At 43.7% G+C, this 16,569-nt stretch carries 13 protein-coding genes and 1 other annotated feature (1 of these 14 only partly in view); all 13 genes read left to right on the top strand.

Going from position 1 to position 16,569, the window contains the following annotated elements:
* Positions 1-126, top strand: a binding site (T-box leader) (it extends 109 nt beyond the left edge of the window).
* Positions 127-235: 109 nt separating this feature from the next.
* The 13 genes from ileS (at position 236) to pyrE (ending at position 16,511) form a co-directional block, all read left to right on the top strand.
* A complete protein-coding gene (ileS, locus tag ACFPOH_RS05950; RefSeq protein WP_390309047.1) occupies positions 236-2,998 on the top strand; it encodes an isoleucine--tRNA ligase in 2,763 nt (920 codons plus the stop codon).
* A 387-nt stretch (positions 2,999-3,385) separates the two neighbouring features.
* Positions 3,386-3,865 carry a signal peptidase II gene (gene lspA, locus ACFPOH_RS05945; RefSeq protein ID WP_390309046.1) on the top strand — a complete coding sequence of 160 codons (480 nt, stop codon included), beginning with the start codon at positions 3,386-3,388 and terminating at the stop codon, positions 3,863-3,865.
* The gene (locus ACFPOH_RS05940) at positions 3,862-4,773 is read left to right on the top strand and encodes an RluA family pseudouridine synthase (RefSeq protein ID WP_390309045.1); all 912 of its coding nucleotides are present in this window, start codon (positions 3,862-3,864) and stop codon (positions 4,771-4,773) included. The genes lspA and ACFPOH_RS05940 overlap by 4 nt, the downstream gene beginning before the upstream one ends.
* A 285-nt stretch (positions 4,774-5,058) precedes the next feature.
* Entirely contained in the window at positions 5,059-5,604 is a 546-nt protein-coding gene (gene pyrR, locus ACFPOH_RS05935) for a bifunctional pyr operon transcriptional regulator/uracil phosphoribosyltransferase PyrR (RefSeq protein ID WP_342469936.1), read from the top strand.
* Positions 5,605-5,624: 20 nt separating this feature from the next.
* Positions 5,625-6,956, top strand: a complete 1,332-nt coding sequence (locus tag ACFPOH_RS05930) for a solute carrier family 23 protein (protein ID WP_342469935.1) — start codon at positions 5,625-5,627, stop codon at positions 6,954-6,956.
* Between the two features lie 113 nt (positions 6,957-7,069).
* Positions 7,070-7,939 (top strand): aspartate carbamoyltransferase catalytic subunit, encoded by an 870-nt coding sequence (locus tag ACFPOH_RS05925; RefSeq protein WP_342469934.1) that lies wholly within the window; start codon positions 7,070-7,072, stop codon positions 7,937-7,939.
* 2 nt (positions 7,940-7,941) lie between these two features.
* The gene (locus tag ACFPOH_RS05920) at positions 7,942-9,216 is read left to right on the top strand and encodes a dihydroorotase (RefSeq protein WP_390309044.1); all 1,275 of its coding nucleotides are present in this window, start codon (positions 7,942-7,944) and stop codon (positions 9,214-9,216) included.
* Positions 9,216-10,313, top strand: a complete 1,098-nt coding sequence (locus ACFPOH_RS05915) for a carbamoyl phosphate synthase small subunit (RefSeq protein WP_342469932.1) — start codon at positions 9,216-9,218, stop codon at positions 10,311-10,313. Before ACFPOH_RS05920 ends, ACFPOH_RS05915 begins: the two co-directional genes overlap by 1 nt.
* Positions 10,306-13,503, top strand: a complete 3,198-nt coding sequence (gene carB, locus ACFPOH_RS05910) for a carbamoyl-phosphate synthase large subunit (RefSeq protein WP_390309043.1) — start codon at positions 10,306-10,308, stop codon at positions 13,501-13,503. Before ACFPOH_RS05915 ends, carB begins: the two co-directional genes overlap by 8 nt.
* On the top strand, positions 13,500-14,273 hold the full coding sequence (locus ACFPOH_RS05905; protein WP_342581132.1) for a dihydroorotate dehydrogenase electron transfer subunit: 774 nt from the start codon (positions 13,500-13,502) through the stop codon (positions 14,271-14,273). The genes carB and ACFPOH_RS05905 overlap by 4 nt, the downstream gene beginning before the upstream one ends.
* Positions 14,270-15,181 carry a dihydroorotate dehydrogenase gene (locus ACFPOH_RS05900; protein ID WP_342469929.1) on the top strand — a complete coding sequence of 304 codons (912 nt, stop codon included), beginning with the start codon at positions 14,270-14,272 and terminating at the stop codon, positions 15,179-15,181. Before ACFPOH_RS05905 ends, ACFPOH_RS05900 begins: the two co-directional genes overlap by 4 nt.
* Positions 15,178-15,879 carry an orotidine-5'-phosphate decarboxylase gene (gene pyrF / locus ACFPOH_RS05895; RefSeq protein WP_342471324.1) on the top strand — a complete coding sequence of 234 codons (702 nt, stop codon included), beginning with the start codon at positions 15,178-15,180 and terminating at the stop codon, positions 15,877-15,879. Before ACFPOH_RS05900 ends, pyrF begins: the two co-directional genes overlap by 4 nt.
* A complete protein-coding gene (pyrE, locus tag ACFPOH_RS05890) occupies positions 15,879-16,511 on the top strand; it encodes an orotate phosphoribosyltransferase (RefSeq protein ID WP_342469928.1) in 633 nt (210 codons plus the stop codon). The genes pyrF and pyrE overlap by 1 nt, the downstream gene beginning before the upstream one ends.
* Positions 16,512-16,569 lie beyond the last annotated feature (58 nt).

Raw genomic sequence — 16,569 nt, 5'->3', positions numbered from 1 at the left:
ACTGAAAGGAAAGTAAGTGATTTCGTCCACACGACGTTACAGTGTCATGAGGCAGCGTCGGAGCTTTTCCTTTTTCGGCGTTGTGAACAAGGGTGGTACCACGGGTAATCGTTTCTCGTCCCTAAGGGATAGAGAAACTTTTTTTATTTTGGGGGAAATTCTTTTTTGCCTATTCCTTTATGCAGTTAAAAAAGGATTTTAAAAGGGTGTCAAAATTTTAGAAGGAGGAAATTCAATGGTAGAGTACAAAGATACGTTATTAATGCCGAAAACCGATTTTCCGATGAGAGGAAATCTGCCGGTCAACGAACCAAAAATCCAAGCAAAATGGGCGGAAATGGATATTAACAAGCTGGTGTTGGAGCGTACGAAAGGCCGTCCGGAATTCGTATTGCATGATGGCCCTCCATATGCCAACGGAGATATTCATATCGGCCACGCATTGAATAAAATCATCAAAGATATGATCAACCGCCACCGTTCCATGACAGGATACCATGTTCCTTATATTCCTGGTTGGGATACCCACGGACTTCCGATCGAGCATGCTTTGACGAAAAAAGGCGTGAACCGCAAAGAAATGTCGGTTGCCGAATTCCGCAAACTTTGCGAAGAATATGCCTACGAACAAATCGAAAATCAAAAGGCCCAATTCAAGCGTTTAGGCGTACGTGGTGATTGGGAAAATCCTTACATTACATTAAAACCTGAATTCGAAGCCCGCCAAATTGAAGTGTTCGGCCGCATGGCGGAGAAAGGGTACATTTACAAAGGGTTGAAACCTGTTTACTGGTCTCCTTCTTCCGAGTCTGCATTGGCGGAAGCGGAAATTGAATATAAAGATGTGAAGTCTCCTTCCATTTATGTAAGTTTTGAAATCAAAGATGCAAAAGGCGTTGTACCTGAAGAGGCCAAGTTCATTATCTGGACAACAACACCTTGGACAATTCCAGCCAACCTAGGAATTTCAGTCAACCCAGAATTTACGTATGCTGTTGTGAAAGTGGATGGCAACTTATATATCATTGCAAAAGAATTGATTGAAAATGTTTCAAAAGAAATTGGATGGGAACAAGTTGAAATTGTGCAAGAAGTAAAAGGCCAACAATTGGAATACATTGTGGCGAAACATCCATTCTATGACCGCGATTCTTTAGTCATGGTTGGGGAACACGTTACGCTCGATGCCGGTACTGGATGCGTTCACACAGCGCCCGGCCACGGGGAAGACGACTATATCGTCGGTAAAAAATACGGTTTGGATGTATTAAGCCCAATTGATGACCGTGGTTGCTATACAAGTGAAGCGCCAGGATTTGAGGGCATGTTCTATGATGATGCCAACAAAGTCGTGACTGAAAAATTAAAAGAAGTGGGCGCCTTATTAAAATTAGGTTTCATCACCCACTCCTATCCACATGACTGGCGCACGAAAAAACCGGTGATTTTCCGTGCTACACCGCAATGGTTCTGTTCCATCGAGCCGTTCCGCGATCAATTATTGGAAGCGATTGAAAATACAACATTTACGCCAAACTGGGGTAAAATCCGCCTTTACAATATGATTCGCGACCGCGGAGACTGGTGCATTTCCCGTCAACGGGCTTGGGGTGTGCCAATTCCAGTATTCTATGCGGAAAACGGTGAAGAAATCATTACGCCAGAAACAATCGCCCATGTGGCAAAATTATTCCGTGAACATGGTTCAAACATTTGGTTCGAAAAAGAAGCGAAAGAATTATTGCCAGAAGGATTTACTCATCCGGGAAGTCCAAACGGCAAATTTACAAAAGAAAAAGATATTATGGACGTTTGGTTTGACTCCGGTTCCACTCACCAGGGCGTGCTTGTAGAACGCGGCATGAAATATCCTGCTGACCTTTATTTGGAAGGTTCTGACCAATATCGTGGATGGTTCAACTCATCTTTGATTACATCGGTTGCCATCAACGGCTTTGCACCATATAAAGGCATTCTGTCCCACGGCTTCGTTCTTGATGGCGAAGGACGTAAAATGAGTAAATCTCTTGGAAATGTCATTGTTCCTGAACAAGTAATGAAACAATATGGTGCGGACATTCTCCGTTTGTGGGTGGCTTCTGTGGACTATACAGGCGATGTGCGCATTTCGGTGGATTTATTGAAACAAATTTCCGAAGTATACCGTAAAATCCGGAATACGCTTCGTTATTTACACGGAAATTTATTTGATTTTGATCCGAAAAAAGACCGTGTACCATATGAAAACTTACGAGAAGTGGATCAATATATGTACATGCGCTTGCAGGAAGTATTGAAACAAGTGCGCGCCGCTTATGACCGATATGACTTCTCTGCGGTTTACCATTCCATCAACAACTTCGTTTCTGTTGAATTGTCTGCATTCTATTTGGATGTGGCAAAAGACGTCGTTTATATCGAAGCGCCAAACAATCCAGACCGCCGCGCAATGCAAACGGTGATGTACGATTGCTTGCTCACATTGTTGAAAATCTTGACACCGATCCTTCCGCATACAACGGATGAATTGTGGTCTTATTTAAATGAGGAAGAGCCGTCTGTACAATTGACAGACTTCCCGGAAGTGGATGAACGCAGCAACTTTAAAGAACTCAAAGAAAAATGGAGTAAAGTGATGGACATCCGCGATGAAGTGCTTAAAGCCCTTGAAGAAGCGCGTAATGAAAAAGTCATCGGTAAACCATTGGATGCCAAAGTGGTGGTTTATACAGATGATGAAGAAGTATTGTCATTATTGAATGATGAAAAAGTCGATTTCAAACAAATTTCCCTTGTATCTCAATTTGTGGTTGCCGGAAGCAGAAAAGATGCCCCTGAAAATGCGATTGCATTAGAAAAAACATCCATCGCTGTAGAAAAAGCGGATGGGGAAAAATGCGAGCGCTGCTGGTCTTACTCTGAAACGGTCGGCCAAAACGAAAAACATCCGACATTATGTTCCCGCTGCGCTGAAATTGTGATCAATCATTACGAATAATGTTCTTGCCGCCCTTGAATTTGCGATTGCAATTCAAGGGCGTTTTTTTTTTTGATCAGTTGGAATTGGCAAGAAAACAAAGTAATAACAAATAAGGGATGCATCTGCACTAAAGGGGTTCTCAACCGCACCAAAGGCATGTCCATCTGCACCAAAGGAGCTCTCATCCACACCAAAGGGGAATCCATCTACACTAAAGGGATTCTCAACCGCACCAAAGGGATATTCATCTGCACTAAAGGGTTCTCATCAAACAAAAAACCCTATCTTCTGCAAAGAACAGGATATGCATCCCATGACCCTTACATAAGAAAGAGAAGATTTTCTGTATTAATTGAAGGAATATGTTAGAATAATGGAGATATATAGGCAAACGGGGGAAAGAATGTGTTTAAATACTACAGTTTAGCACTTTTCGTCATTATAATGGATCAGCTTACAAAATGGTTTATCGTAAAAAATATGGAAGTAGGGGATCGAATCGCAATTTGGGATCCTTGGCTTGGCATCTTAAGCCACCGGAACCGGGGGGCTGCCTGGGGAATGCTCCAAGGGCAAATGTGGATCTTTTATCTGGTTACACTCATTGTGGTGATTGCGGTAATTTATTATTTTCATAAAGAAGGGAAAAATAAGCCATTGCTAGGCATCAGCTTAATGATTTTATTGGGCGGGGCGATCGGCAACTTTATTGATCGGGTTTTCCGCGGAGAAGTTGTTGATTTTACTGATGTGTTCATTCCGATCATCAATTATGATTTTCCAATTTTTAATGTTGCCGATGCAGCGTTGACGATTTCAGTCATCATGCTAATCATTGCATTGTTTAAGGAAGATCAAAACGGAAAGAAAAAGGTGGAACAATGACAGTAACAATCACGATTGAAGCAGCATACGCAGGAGAACGGCTTGATAAAGCGTTATCTACAATTCAAGGGGAATGGTCCCGGACACAAATTTCCAACTGGATTGAAGATGGCCTTGTAACGGTAAATGGCAAGGAAGTAAAGGCCAAATATAAAGTCAAAGAAGGGGACGTTGTCGAAGTCGAAGTTCCTGAACCGGAAGAACTGGAAGTCATCCCTGAAAATATAGACTTGGATATTGTGTATGAGGATTCGGATGTCATAGTGGTGAACAAGCCAAAGGGAATGGTGGTTCACCCTGCTCCAGGGCATATGACAGGGACATTGGTGAATGGATTGATGTATCATTGCAAAGATTTATCCGGAATTAATGGCATCCTTCGCCCGGGAATTGTTCACCGCATCGATAAAGATACTTCAGGATTGTTGATGGTTGCCAAAAATGACATGGCCCATAACGGTCTTGTCGAACAGTTGATGAATAAAACGGTGAAAAGAAAATATACCGCATTAGTTCATGGACATATTCCCCATAATAAGGGGACCATTGATGCACCAATCGGCCGAGATCCGAAAGATCGCCAAAAACAGGCGGTGGTAGATAATGGAAAAGAAGCCATTACCCACTTCGAAGTAATTGAACGGATCGGCGGTAAATATACGCTGGTGGAGTGCCGATTGGAAACAGGCCGCACCCACCAAATTCGCGTTCATATGAAATATATCGGTTATCCTTTGGTGGGAGACCCGAAATATGGTCCGAAGAAAACCATCGATTTTGGCGGACAGGCATTGCATGCGGGGGTTTTGGGATTTGTTCATCCCAGAACGAAGGAATATCTGGAATTTGAAGTGCCATTGCCGGATGATTTTGTGAACTTACTTGAACAATTAAGAAAAGAAGGTTGACTTGGGAGATAATTAGTTCTATACTTTACAACAGTAAAAAATTAAATAGGAAATACCTTTAATGGCAGTCCAGAGAGGCTGAAAAGGTAAAAGATATGTTGGTGAAGAAGTTTATACCCTATCATATTTTTCCAGTTTTATAAGAATGGGTATACTGTATCTTCATACGCAAAGAATTATTATACCAACATAATATTTTACTGTAATTTCAACCTCTTAAGCAGACGCTTAGGGGGTTTTTTTATGCCCGTAAAAAATACTCTTGGGAAAAGGAGGAATTCGAAAATGGCCGAAGTGACAGAATTGTTGGATGCCCAGGCCATGAACAGGGCGCTCACAAGAATTGCTCACGAAATTATTGAGCGCAATAAAGGGATCGATAAAGTCATTCTGGTAGGCATAAGAACCCGCGGAACCTATCTCGCGAGGAGATTGGCTGAGAAGATCGAAAAAATTGAAGGGAAAAAGGTTCGCACCGGCGAGTTGGACATTACATTATACCGCGATGATTTATCCACAAAATTTGTTGGTGACGAGCCGAAAGTTCAACAAGTGGATATTGATTATGTTGTGAACGATCAAAAGATTGTGCTTGTGGATGATGTGCTTTATACAGGAAGAACTGTTAGGGCGGCTTTGGATGCTGTGATGGATTTGGGACGGCCAGCCCAAATTCAATTGGCGGTATTAATCGATAGAGGACATAGAGAGTTGCCGATTCGCGCAGATTATGTAGGAAAGAACATTCCGACATCAAGTTCAGAGAGAATCGTTGTTCAAGTCACAGAAGTAGATGGGAAAGATCAGGTAACTTTACACAAAACAAATTAAACAGATAGAGGGGTAACAATATGACAAACAAAGTTATTGATATTCATGAAAAGCCGCCTGGTGGACAGTTAATCACATTAAGTTTTCAGCACATGTTTGCAATGTTTGGTTCAACGATTTTAGTGCCGCAATTGGTTGGATTGAGCCCGGCGATTGCGCTTTTAACAAGTGGTATTGCTACAATCATCTTTTTGCTTGTAACACAATTTAAAGTGCCCGCTTATTTGGGTTCATCCTTTGCTTTTATTACACCGATGCTGTTGGTATCCGGGGGATTGGATCCGGAAGGCGCCGCAGTACATCCTGGAAACGCCATGATTGGTGCAATGGCAGTCGGTTTGGTTTATGCCGTCGTTTCTTTACTGATTTATAAAAGTGGTTACAAGTGGATTATGAGATTATTGCCGGCTGTTGTGGTTGGTCCGGTCATCATGGTAATCGGACTTGGACTTGCAGGTACAGCTGTGGACATGGCAATGAATATTTCCGTTGAGCAATTGAATCCTGATACAGGTGAAACGGAACTGGTAAAACAATATAGCGGTTGGCATTTTTCCGCAGCTTTGGTGACTTTGTTTGCGGCGATTATTTTCAATGTGTACTTTAAAAATATTCTTAGCGCGATGCCGATCCTTTTAGGGCTGGTCGTTGGATACATATATTCCGCAATCATTGGTATCGTGGATTTTACAAAAGTGAAAGAAGCATCATGGTTCGCTTTGCCGGACTTTTTAATCCCTGGCGTCCATTATGAGTTTCATGTAACGACAAATATTTTATTGGCAATGGTTCCAATCGTTATCGTAACGATTTCAGAACATATCGGACACCAATTGGTTTTAGGAAAAATCGTTGAACGGAATTATATTAAAGATCCAGGATTGCACCGTTCCATCCTTGGGGACGGACTTGGAACATTTGTCAGTGCGTTAATCGGTGGTCCTCCAAAAACGACTTACGGTGAAAATATCGGTGTATTAGGGATTACAAAAGTGTATTCGGTGTATGTGATAATGGGAGCAGCTTGTATCGCCATCTTGCTTTCATTCTTTGGAAAAGCGATGGCGCTCGTACAAACGATTCCGACATCCGTACTTGGCGGCATTTCCATCCTATTGTTCGGTATTATCGCCTCCAGCGGTCTCCGCATGATTGTTGATAATAAAGTGGATTTCGGCAAAAACCGCAACATGGTCATCGCTTCTGTCATTCTGGTAGTTGGAATCGGCGGTGCGGCCATCCGGTTCTCCGAAACGTTTTCGATTGAAGGTATGGCACTTGCGGCGATTATCGGTGTAATCCTAAACTTGGTTCTTCCAGGCAGAGATAAAAATATAGAAGAATTTGAATAAAGTAATCCATCAATCCTTTAAGATTTGTCCAGTGAGGCAAAAAAGGAGACGAATGGCAAGCGCATACTTGTCATCCCTCCTAAGCCTTTTAATTCGTATAGGAGGAAATTGACATGAAGAATCTACTTTCAATGGAACATTTAACTAACGATGAAGTAATGGCAATTTTAGAAAGGGCAAGGGAGTTTGAAAACGGTGCTGAACCAAAGTTGGACCGCTCCTATTATGTGGCCAATCTATTCTTTGAACCGAGCACCCGCACGAAAACCAGTTTCGAAATGGCGGAAAGAAAAATCGGTTGTACCGTCATTCCATTTGAAGCCGGATTTTCAAGCATGTTAAAAGGGGAAACATTGTACGACACAGTGAAAACCTTGGAAATGATCGGCCTTGATGCGGTAGTGATCCGCGCCAAAGAAGATGAGTATTATCGCGAATTGCTTGAAGGAATCAATGTCAGTGTCATAAACGCCGGCGATGGAACCGGGCAGCATCCATCCCAAAGTTTATTGGATTTATACACGATTTATAAGGAATTCGGCCGGTTTGAAGGATTGACTGTCACAATCGTTGGCGATGTTTCCCATAGCCGGGTAGCCAAATCCAATGCGATTGCGTTGAGCCGGCTTGGAGTGAAAGTGAATTTCCTTTGTCCGCCGGAATGGGCAGGCAAATTTGAGGCGCAGCACTCTTGGGACGGTCTGCTGGAAGAAAGCGATGTAATCATGTTGCTCCGAATTCAGCATGAACGGCATGACGTACCTTTCTCAAAAGAAAGTTATCATCAAGAATACGGGCTGACGATTGAACGGGAAAAGCAGATGAAAGACCATGCCATCATCATGCATCCCGCACCGGTCAACCGGGGAGTGGAAATTGCCTCAGAATTAGTGGAATGTGAACGTTCAAGAATTTTCCATCAAATTCGGAACGGCGTATTTGTTCGTATGGCGATTCTGGAAACAATTTTGAAGGAGAGATAACAGTGGTAACATTCATTGAAAATATCAAAATGTTAAATGAACAGGGAGAACTCGTTGAAACAACGATCACAATCGACAAAGGAAAAATTGCCGCCATCGGTGAAGAAAAACCGTCCGATGCTGAAGTGATCGATGGAAAAGGCAATTTTGTGGCTCCGGGATTTGTCGATGTGCATGTTCATTTGCGGGAACCAGGATTTGAACATAAAGAAACGATTGCAACAGGTACTCGTTCCGCGGCAAGGGGTGGATTTACAACGATCTGTGCGATGCCAAACACTAAACCTGTTCCGGACTCTGTTGAAAACCTTGAATATGTTAAAGGTTTGATTAAAAAAAGCGCTGTCGTTCGTGTCCTGCCTTATGGCTCCCTTACAGTTGCCGAAGCTGGTGAAAAGCGCACGAATATCGCCGAATTGAAAGCCCATGGTGCAGTCGCATTTTCAGATGATGGTGTCGGTGTTCAACTTGCATCGACAATGTACGAGCAAATGCAAGATGCAGCGAAAATCGATGCGGTGGTTGTCGCCCACTGCGAAGACAATTCATTGATCTATGGCGGCGTGATGCACGAAGGAAAACGCAATAAAGAATTGGGACTCCCAGGCATTCCGAGCGTTTGCGAATCGGTGCAAATTGCGCGGGACGTTTTGCTGGCAGAGGCGGCAGGCGCAAAATATCACGTTTGCCACGTTTCCACGAAAGAATCCGTCCGTACGGTAAGAGATGCGAAAAAAGCGGGAATCCGCGTGACTGCGGAAGTTTGTCCACATCACTTGCTTTTGGAAGATATGGATATTCCGAGCGATGATGCAAACTGGAAAATGAATCCGCCATTGCGTTCTTCCGAGGACAAAAAGGCGCTTATCGAAGGATTGCTCGATGGCACAATCGATTGTATTGCCACGGATCATGCGCCGCATACGCAAGAAGAGAAATGCTGCGGCATGGTTGGGGCACCTTTTGGAATTGTTGGCTTTGAAACAGCTTTTCCATTGCTATATACAAAATTTGTGGAACCGGGCATCTTCACACTGAAACAATTGGTGGATTGGATGACGAAAAAACCGGCGGAAATTTTCAATCTGCCATATGGACAAATAGAGGTAGGAGCTTCCGCCGACTTGACAATCATCGATTTAAATAAAGAAAAGACAATTGATGCGAATGAATTCCATTCAAAAGGCCGCAATACGCCATTCAATGGCTGGAAGGCAAAAGGCTGGCCGGTAATGACAATTTTTGAAGGTAATGTGGTTTATAAGGAGGAAGAATGATGAAAAAGCGTCTCTTAATTTTGGAAGATGGGACAGTATTTGAGGGAGAAGCGTTCGGAAGCGAACGTGCAAGCCAAGGGGAAGTTGTATTTACAACAGGGATGACTGGCTATCAGGAAACGCTTACGGACCCTTCCTTTTACGGTCAAATCGTTACGTTCACTTATCCGCTGATCGGCAATTATGGAATCAACAGCGATGATTTTGAAGCCATCGCTCCCGTGATTCGCGGAGTGGTTGTCAGAGAATTGACGAAAATCCCTTCCAATTTCCGCTGTGAAATCACATTGGATGAATATTTAAAAAATCAAGATATTCCAGGAATTGAAGGAATCGATACACGGAAACTGACTCGGATTATCCGTTCAAAAGGTGCGGTACGTGCCATGTTGACGGCAGCGGACGAAGAAGTAAACGTGGAAGAAATCGTGAGACAATTAAATGAAACGCCATATTTGAAAAACCATGTGAAGGAAGTTTCTCCAAAAATGCCATTCCCAAGCCCTGGCAGAGGAAAACGCGTGGTACTCATGGACTTCGGGATGAAAAAGGGCATTTTGCGGGAATTGAATAACCGCCATTGTGATGTGCTCGTCGTTCCATATAACACACCAGCGGAGAAAATTTTAAGCTTCCGTCCTGAAGGGATTTTGCTGTCCAATGGACCGGGGAATCCGGCAGATGTGACTGAAGGCATCGAAACAATCAAACAACTGATCGGAAAAGTTCCGATGTTCGGCATTTGCTTGGGACATCAATTGATTGCGCTGGCTTGCGGTGCGAAAAGCTATAAATTGCCGTTCGGACATCGCGGTGCAAACCATCCGGTAAAAAATCTTCAAACTGGAATCGTCGAAATCACTTCACAAAACCACGGTTATGTAATCGATGAAAATTCATTGGAAGGTACGGATTTGGAAATCACTCATGTGTCATTGAATGATGGAACTATCGAAGGATTGAAACATAAAAAATATCCGGTATTTTCTGTGCAATTCCATCCGGAAGCATCTCCGGGTCCGGAAGATTCAAACTACCTATTCGATGAGTTTATTAAATTAATGGAACAAGCAGGGGAGGAAAAACAACATGCCTAAGCGTAAAGATATCGAAAGCATTTTGGTGATCGGTTCAGGTCCGATTGTGATTGGACAAGCGGCGGAATTTGATTATGCCGGTACACAAGCATGTCTTGCCTTAAAAGAGGAAGGATATAAAGTTATTCTTATAAACTCAAACCCTGCAACTATCATGACAGATACACAAATTGCAGATAAAGTTTACATCGAACCGATTACATTGGAATTCGTTTCACGGATTTTACGAAAAGAACGGCCTGACGCCATCTTGCCAACTCTTGGAGGTCAAACAGGCTTAAACATGGCCATTGAACTTCAAAAATCCGGCATTTTGGATGAATTGGGAATTGAAATTTTGGGAACAAAATTGGAAGCCATCCATAAAGCGGAAGACCGTGAAATGTTCCGCCAATTAATGTATGAATTGGGTGCTCCTGTTCCGGAATCCGACATTGTGCACAGCGTGGAAGAAGCGAAAGCCTTTGTTGAAAAAATCGGTTATCCGGTGATTGTTCGTCCAGCCTTTACTTTAGGTGGTACCGGCGGCGGAATTTGTAATAATGAACAAGAGCTGGAAGAAATCGTGTCAAGCGGTTTGAAATACAGCCCTGTAAAACAATGTCTTCTTGAAAAATCCATTGCCGGCTACAAAGAAATCGAATTTGAGGTAATGCGCGACTCCAAAAATAATGCGATTGTTGTATGTAGCATGGAAAACGTGGACCCGGTCGGCATCCATACAGGGGATTCCATCGTCGTTGCGCCTGTCCAAACATTAACGGATCGGGAATATCAAATGCTCCGCGACATTTCATTGGATATTATCCGCGCATTGAAAATCGAAGGCGGCTGTAACGTTCAATTAGCCCTTGATCCAAACAGTTTCAACTATTATGTCATTGAAGTGAATCCGCGGGTTTCCCGTTCATCTGCCTTGGCGTCAAAAGCGACAGGATATCCGATTGCGAAAATTGCTGCAAAAATTGCGGTCGGTTTAACGCTGGAAGAAATTAAAAACCCGGTTACAGGCACTACATATGCAGACTTTGAACCTGCCATCGACTATGTAGTGGCAAAAATTCCGCGTTGGCCATTCGATAAATTCGAATCAGCCAAACGGAATTTGGGCACTCAAATGAAAGCCACTGGGGAAGTGATGGCTTTAGGACGCACTTTCGAAGAGGCGATCTTGAAAGCGGTGCGCTCCCTTGAAACCGGCCATATTCATATCGATTTGAAACATGCTGAAGAACATGACGACCACTGGGTGGAAAAACGCATCAGAAAAGCAGGGGACGAACGATTATTCTTCATCGCGGAAGCCATGCGCAGAGGCGTTACGCCTGAACAAATCCACGAATGGTCAAAAATTGATCTATTCTTCTTGTACAAACTAAAAAATATCATCGATTTGGAATCTGAATTGAAAGAAAATAAATTGGATTTAGACATTTTAAGAAAAGCGAAACGCATGGGCTTTGCAGACAAAAAAATCGCTGAACTTTGGAATATGGACGCAAGAGAAGTTTATGAATTGCGCAAAGAAAACGGAATTGTTCCTGTTTACAAAATGGTCGACACTTGTGCGGCAGAGTTCGAATCCGCAACCCCTTATTATTACGGCACTTATGAAGAAGAAAACGAATCGATCGTGACTGAAAAACCATCCGTCATCGTGCTTGGATCAGGTCCGATCCGGATCGGACAAGGGATCGAGTTCGACTATGCAACGGTGCACTCCGTATGGGCGATTCAGGAAGCGGGGTATGAAGCGATCATTATCAACTCCAACCCTGAAACGGTTTCAACGGACTTCTCGATTTCGGATAAACTTTACTTCGAGCCGTTAACAATCGAAGACGTGATGAACATCATCGATTTAGAAAAACCGGTTGGCGTAGTCGTACAATTCGGTGGACAAACAGCCATCAACTTGGCTGACAAATTAGCGGCACACGGTGTGAAAATTTTAGGTACATCTTTGGAAGATATCGACCGTGCAGAAAACCGCGATTTATTTGAACAAGCATTAAAAGAATTGGAAATCCCTCAACCGGAAGGGGACACTGCGGTATCATTGGATGAAGCATTGGCCATTGCGAAAAGAATCGGCTTCCCGGTATTGGTTCGTCCTTCTTACGTACTTGGCGGCCGTGCAATGGAAATCGTTTATAACGAAGACGAATTGAAACATTATATGGAAAATGCGGTGGAAGCTTCACCAGATCATCCGGTGTTGATTGACCGCTACTTGACAGGTAAAGAAGTGGAAGTCGATGCGATTTCAGACGGAGAAAATGTGATCATTCCTGGAATCATGGAACATATTGAACGTGCAGGGGTGCACTCCGGCGACTCCATCTCCGTTTATCCGCCTCAAAGTTTGACAAAAGAACAAATCGACACGATTGTCGATTACACAACGCGTTTGGCAAGAGGATTAAATATTGTTGGATTAATGAACATCCAATATGTCATTTCCGGCGGCAATGTATATGTCATTGAGGTCAACCCTCGTGCATCCAGAACAGTGCCATTCTTAAGTAAAATCACAAACATTCCGATGGCAAACGTCGCAACAAAAGTGATATTAGGTCAATCCATTGTGGATCAAGGATATCAACCAGGCCTTGTGGAAGAGAGAAAAGGCGTCTATGTCAAAGTGCCGGTATTCAGCTTTGCAAAACTTCGCCGTGTAGACATTACCCTTGGCCCTGAAATGAAATCCACTGGGGAAGTAATGGGTAAAGATGAAACATTGGAAAAAGCATTGTACAAAGGCTTGGTTGCTTCCGGCATGAAAATTCAACCATACGGAACAGTGCTCTTTACGGTGGCAGATAAAGATAAGGAAGAAGCGGTGAGCATTGCGAAACGTTTCCAAGCTGTCGGTTACCGCATCATGGCGACAGAAGGAACAGCGAAAAAATTTGAAGAAGCCGGCATCCTCACTGAAGTCGTTGAAAAAATTGGCGGCAAAGGAAAAACGTTGGTGGATGTAATCCAAAACGGAGAAGCGCAAGTGGTCATCAATACATTAACAAAAGGAAAACAACCTGCCCGTGACGGTTTCCGCATTCGTCGGGAAGCGGTAGAAAACGGAATCCCTTGCTTAACGTCTTTGGATACGGCAAATGCGTTAATTAAAGTCATTGAATCCATGACCTTTGCTATTCAAGAAATGCCGAAATCGGAGGTATATTCATGATTCAACAGGAACGGATGACCGTCGTTCGCCAAAGGGAGATTGCGAAAAATATTTTCGAAATGACGCTGCAAGGACAAATTGTTCAGGAGATGACTCCTGGACAATTTGTTCATATACGAGTTTCAAATTTGCTGGATCCTCTGCTCAGACGGCCAATCAGCATCGCAAATATTGATAAAAACGCCAATGAGTTTACAATCATCTATCGCGCACAAGGCAAAGGGACGAATGTGTTATCCCAAAAGCAAATAGGCGATGAAGTGGATGTATTGGGTCCGCTAGGCAACGGTTTTCCGGTAGAAGCGGCCCAGCAAGGTGAAACAGCTTTGCTTGTCGGCGGAGGGATCGGGGTTCCTCCATTGTACGAACTCGCCAAACAGCTAAATGCCCGTGGCGTCCGCACCATCCACGTATTTGGTTTCCAAACGGAAGAGGTTGCCTTTTATGAAGAGGAATTTACCAAATTAGGTGAAACCCATTACGTGACGGACGATGGCTCAAAAGGATTTAAAGGATTTGTAACGGATTTGTTGAATGAACTGAAACCGGATTTTGATGTCTTCTATTCCTGTGGACCGCTTCCAATGTTACGGGCGCTTTCCTCCATGTATGAAGACAAAAAAGGTTATATTTCTTTGGAGGAACGGATGGGTTGCGGCATTGGCGCTTGTTTTGCTTGCGTTTGCAAAACGCAGGAGGGACAGGAAAAAGATTACGTGAAGATTTGTTCGGATGGTCCCGTTTTTGAGAAAGGAGTTGTGAAAATATGAATCGATTGGATATCCAACTCCCAGGATTAGATTTGAAAAATCCGATAATGCCTGCTTCGGGCTGCTTTGGATTCGGCCGTGAATTTGCCGGGTTGTATGATCTTTCCAAGTTGGGCGCCATCATGATTAAAGCGACGACCGTAGAACCGCGCCTTGGAAATCCGACTCCGCGTGTAGCTGAGACTCCTGCAGGGATGTTGAATGCGATCGGGTTGCAAAATCCGGGTCTTGAAAAAGTCATGGCTGAAGAATTGCCTTGGCTCGAGCGATTCGATGTACCGATTATCGCCAATGTGGCAGGGTCAACGACGGAAGATTATGTGGAAGTGGCCCGCCGCATTTCGACTGCACCTAATGTAAAGGCATTGGAATTGAATATTTCTTGCCCGAATGTCAAACAAGGAGGTATTACGTTCGGAACGGATCCGGTGATTGCCCGGGAGCTGGTTGAACAAGTGAAGGCTGTTTCTCAAGTGCCGGTATATGTGAAGTTATCCCCGAATGTAACCAATATCGTTGAAATGGCCCAAGCGGTTGAAATCGGCGGTGCGGATGGCATTACGATGATCAATACATTAGTGGGCATGAGACTTGATGAAAAAACAGGCAAGCCTTTGATTGCCAATGTGACTGGGGGACTTTCCGGTCCAGCGGTCAAACCGATAGCCATTCGAATGGTTTATGAAGTGTATAAAGCGGTGGATATTCCGATCATCGGCATGGGTGGTGTTACAAACGTCCAAGATGTGATCGATTTCATGTCTGCCGGTGCTTCCGCTGTGGCGGTAGGAACAATGAACTTTGTCGATCCATTCATCTGTCCAAAATTAATTGATGAACTTCCGGCGAAATTGGATGAACTTGGAGTGAAACACATTAAAGAAATTATCGGAAGGAGTCACCGCTGATGAATAAACCGATTATTGCTTTAGATTTTCCAAGTGAACAAGAGGTTTTCCAATTTTTGCATCATTTCGATGAAAAATTGTTCGTGAAAGTGGGAATGGAGCTGTTTTATCAAGAAGGTCCCGATATCGTCAAAAAAATTAAGGATTTGGGACATGACATCTTTCTTGATTTAAAACTGCATGATATTCCAAATACGGTGAAATCCGCCATGAAAGGTCTTGCCCGATTAGGGGTGGATTTGGTCAATGTCCATGCTGCTGGCGGCAAAAAAATGATGGAAGCGGCCCTTGAAGGATTGGAGGCAGGCAGTGACGTGAAAAGACCGTTGCTGATTGCGGTCACTCAATTAACTTCGACAACGGAAGAGCAAATGCAGAAGGAGCAAAAAATTCCTTTAACTTTGATGGAATCGGTGTTGCATTATGCACAACTTACAAAAGAAGCAGGTTTGGATGGCGTCGTTTGTTCGGTTCATGAGGCAAAGCAGATTGCGGAACGTTGCGGGGAAGCATTCCTTCGGGTGACGCCGGGGATTAGACTTTTAGGCGGAGATGCCCACGACCAAAAACGGGTGGCTACACCTGATTATGCGCGGCAAAACGGTTCGTCCTACATTGTGGTTGGACGGGCAGTGACGAAAGCGGAGAATGTAGTGGAAGCATATAAAGAAGTATGTCGACTTTGGGAGGGAAATTAATGGCAATCGAAAAAGATATCGCTCAAATTATGTTAAAAGTCGGGGCTGTCGAATTGAACCCGACGGATTTATTCACATGGGCAAGCGGAATCAAATCCCCGATTTATTGTGATACACGTCTGACAATTTCATATCCGGAAGCAAGAAAACAAATTGCGAACGGATTGGCAGAGAAAATCAAAGAACATTTCCCTGAAACGGAAGTGGTTGCAGGAACAGCCACAGCCGGCATCCCCCATGCGGCATGGGTGAGCGACCTGTTGCAGCTGCCGATGGTGTACGTGCGTTCCAAACCGAAAGATCATGGTCGCGGCAATCAAATCGAAGGAAAAATTGAGCCGGGGCAAAAAGTGGTTGTGGTGGAAGATATCATTTCCACTGGCGGTTCATCCTTGACTGCGGTTGAAGCGCTGAGAGAAGCAGGCTGCGAAGTGGTTGGCGTTGTATGTGTTTATACATACAATTTGCCAAAAGCGGAAGAGACATTTGAAAAAGCCGGTGTGAAATATGTAAGCCTAACAAACTTCGATTATTTGATTGAAGCCGCAAAGGAAACCGGCGCCATCAAATCGGAAGATATCCCGTTCCTAAAAAATTGGCATGAAGATTTGAAAGCGGGCAGATTAAAATAAAAATAAAAAGACTCCTGATTCATCGAAGAAATCAGGAGTCTTTTTGTTATAACAACCC

The organism is Ureibacillus suwonensis (assembly GCF_042655065.1).
Classification (GTDB): domain Bacteria; phylum Bacillota; class Bacilli; order Bacillales_A; family Planococcaceae; genus Ureibacillus; species Ureibacillus suwonensis.
Note: the sequence above shows the minus strand (reverse complement) of the source record. Positions and strands in the feature narration are given on the sequence as shown.

Excerpts from the sequence above, each read along its gene's own strand:
- ACFPOH_RS05940 (WP_390309045.1), top strand. The coding sequence starts at position 3,862 with ATGACAGTAACAATCACGATTGAAGCAGCATACGCAGGAGAACGGCTT.
- ileS (WP_390309047.1), top strand. The coding sequence starts at position 236 with ATGGTAGAGTACAAAGATACGTTATTAATGCCGAAAACCGATTTTCCG.
- ACFPOH_RS05925 (WP_342469934.1), top strand. The coding sequence starts at position 7,070 with ATGAAGAATCTACTTTCAATGGAACATTTAACTAACGATGAAGTAATG.
- pyrE (WP_342469928.1), top strand. The coding sequence starts at position 15,879 with ATGGCAATCGAAAAAGATATCGCTCAAATTATGTTAAAAGTCGGGGCT.
- ACFPOH_RS05930 (WP_342469935.1), top strand. The coding sequence starts at position 5,625 with ATGACAAACAAAGTTATTGATATTCATGAAAAGCCGCCTGGTGGACAG.
- carB (WP_390309043.1), top strand. The coding sequence starts at position 10,306 with ATGCCTAAGCGTAAAGATATCGAAAGCATTTTGGTGATCGGTTCAGGT.
- ACFPOH_RS05915 (WP_342469932.1), top strand. The coding sequence starts at position 9,216 with ATGAAAAAGCGTCTCTTAATTTTGGAAGATGGGACAGTATTTGAGGGA.
- ACFPOH_RS05900 (WP_342469929.1), top strand. The coding sequence starts at position 14,270 with ATGAATCGATTGGATATCCAACTCCCAGGATTAGATTTGAAAAATCCG.
- pyrR (WP_342469936.1), top strand. The coding sequence starts at position 5,059 with ATGGCCGAAGTGACAGAATTGTTGGATGCCCAGGCCATGAACAGGGCG.
- ACFPOH_RS05905 (WP_342581132.1), top strand. The coding sequence starts at position 13,500 with ATGATTCAACAGGAACGGATGACCGTCGTTCGCCAAAGGGAGATTGCG.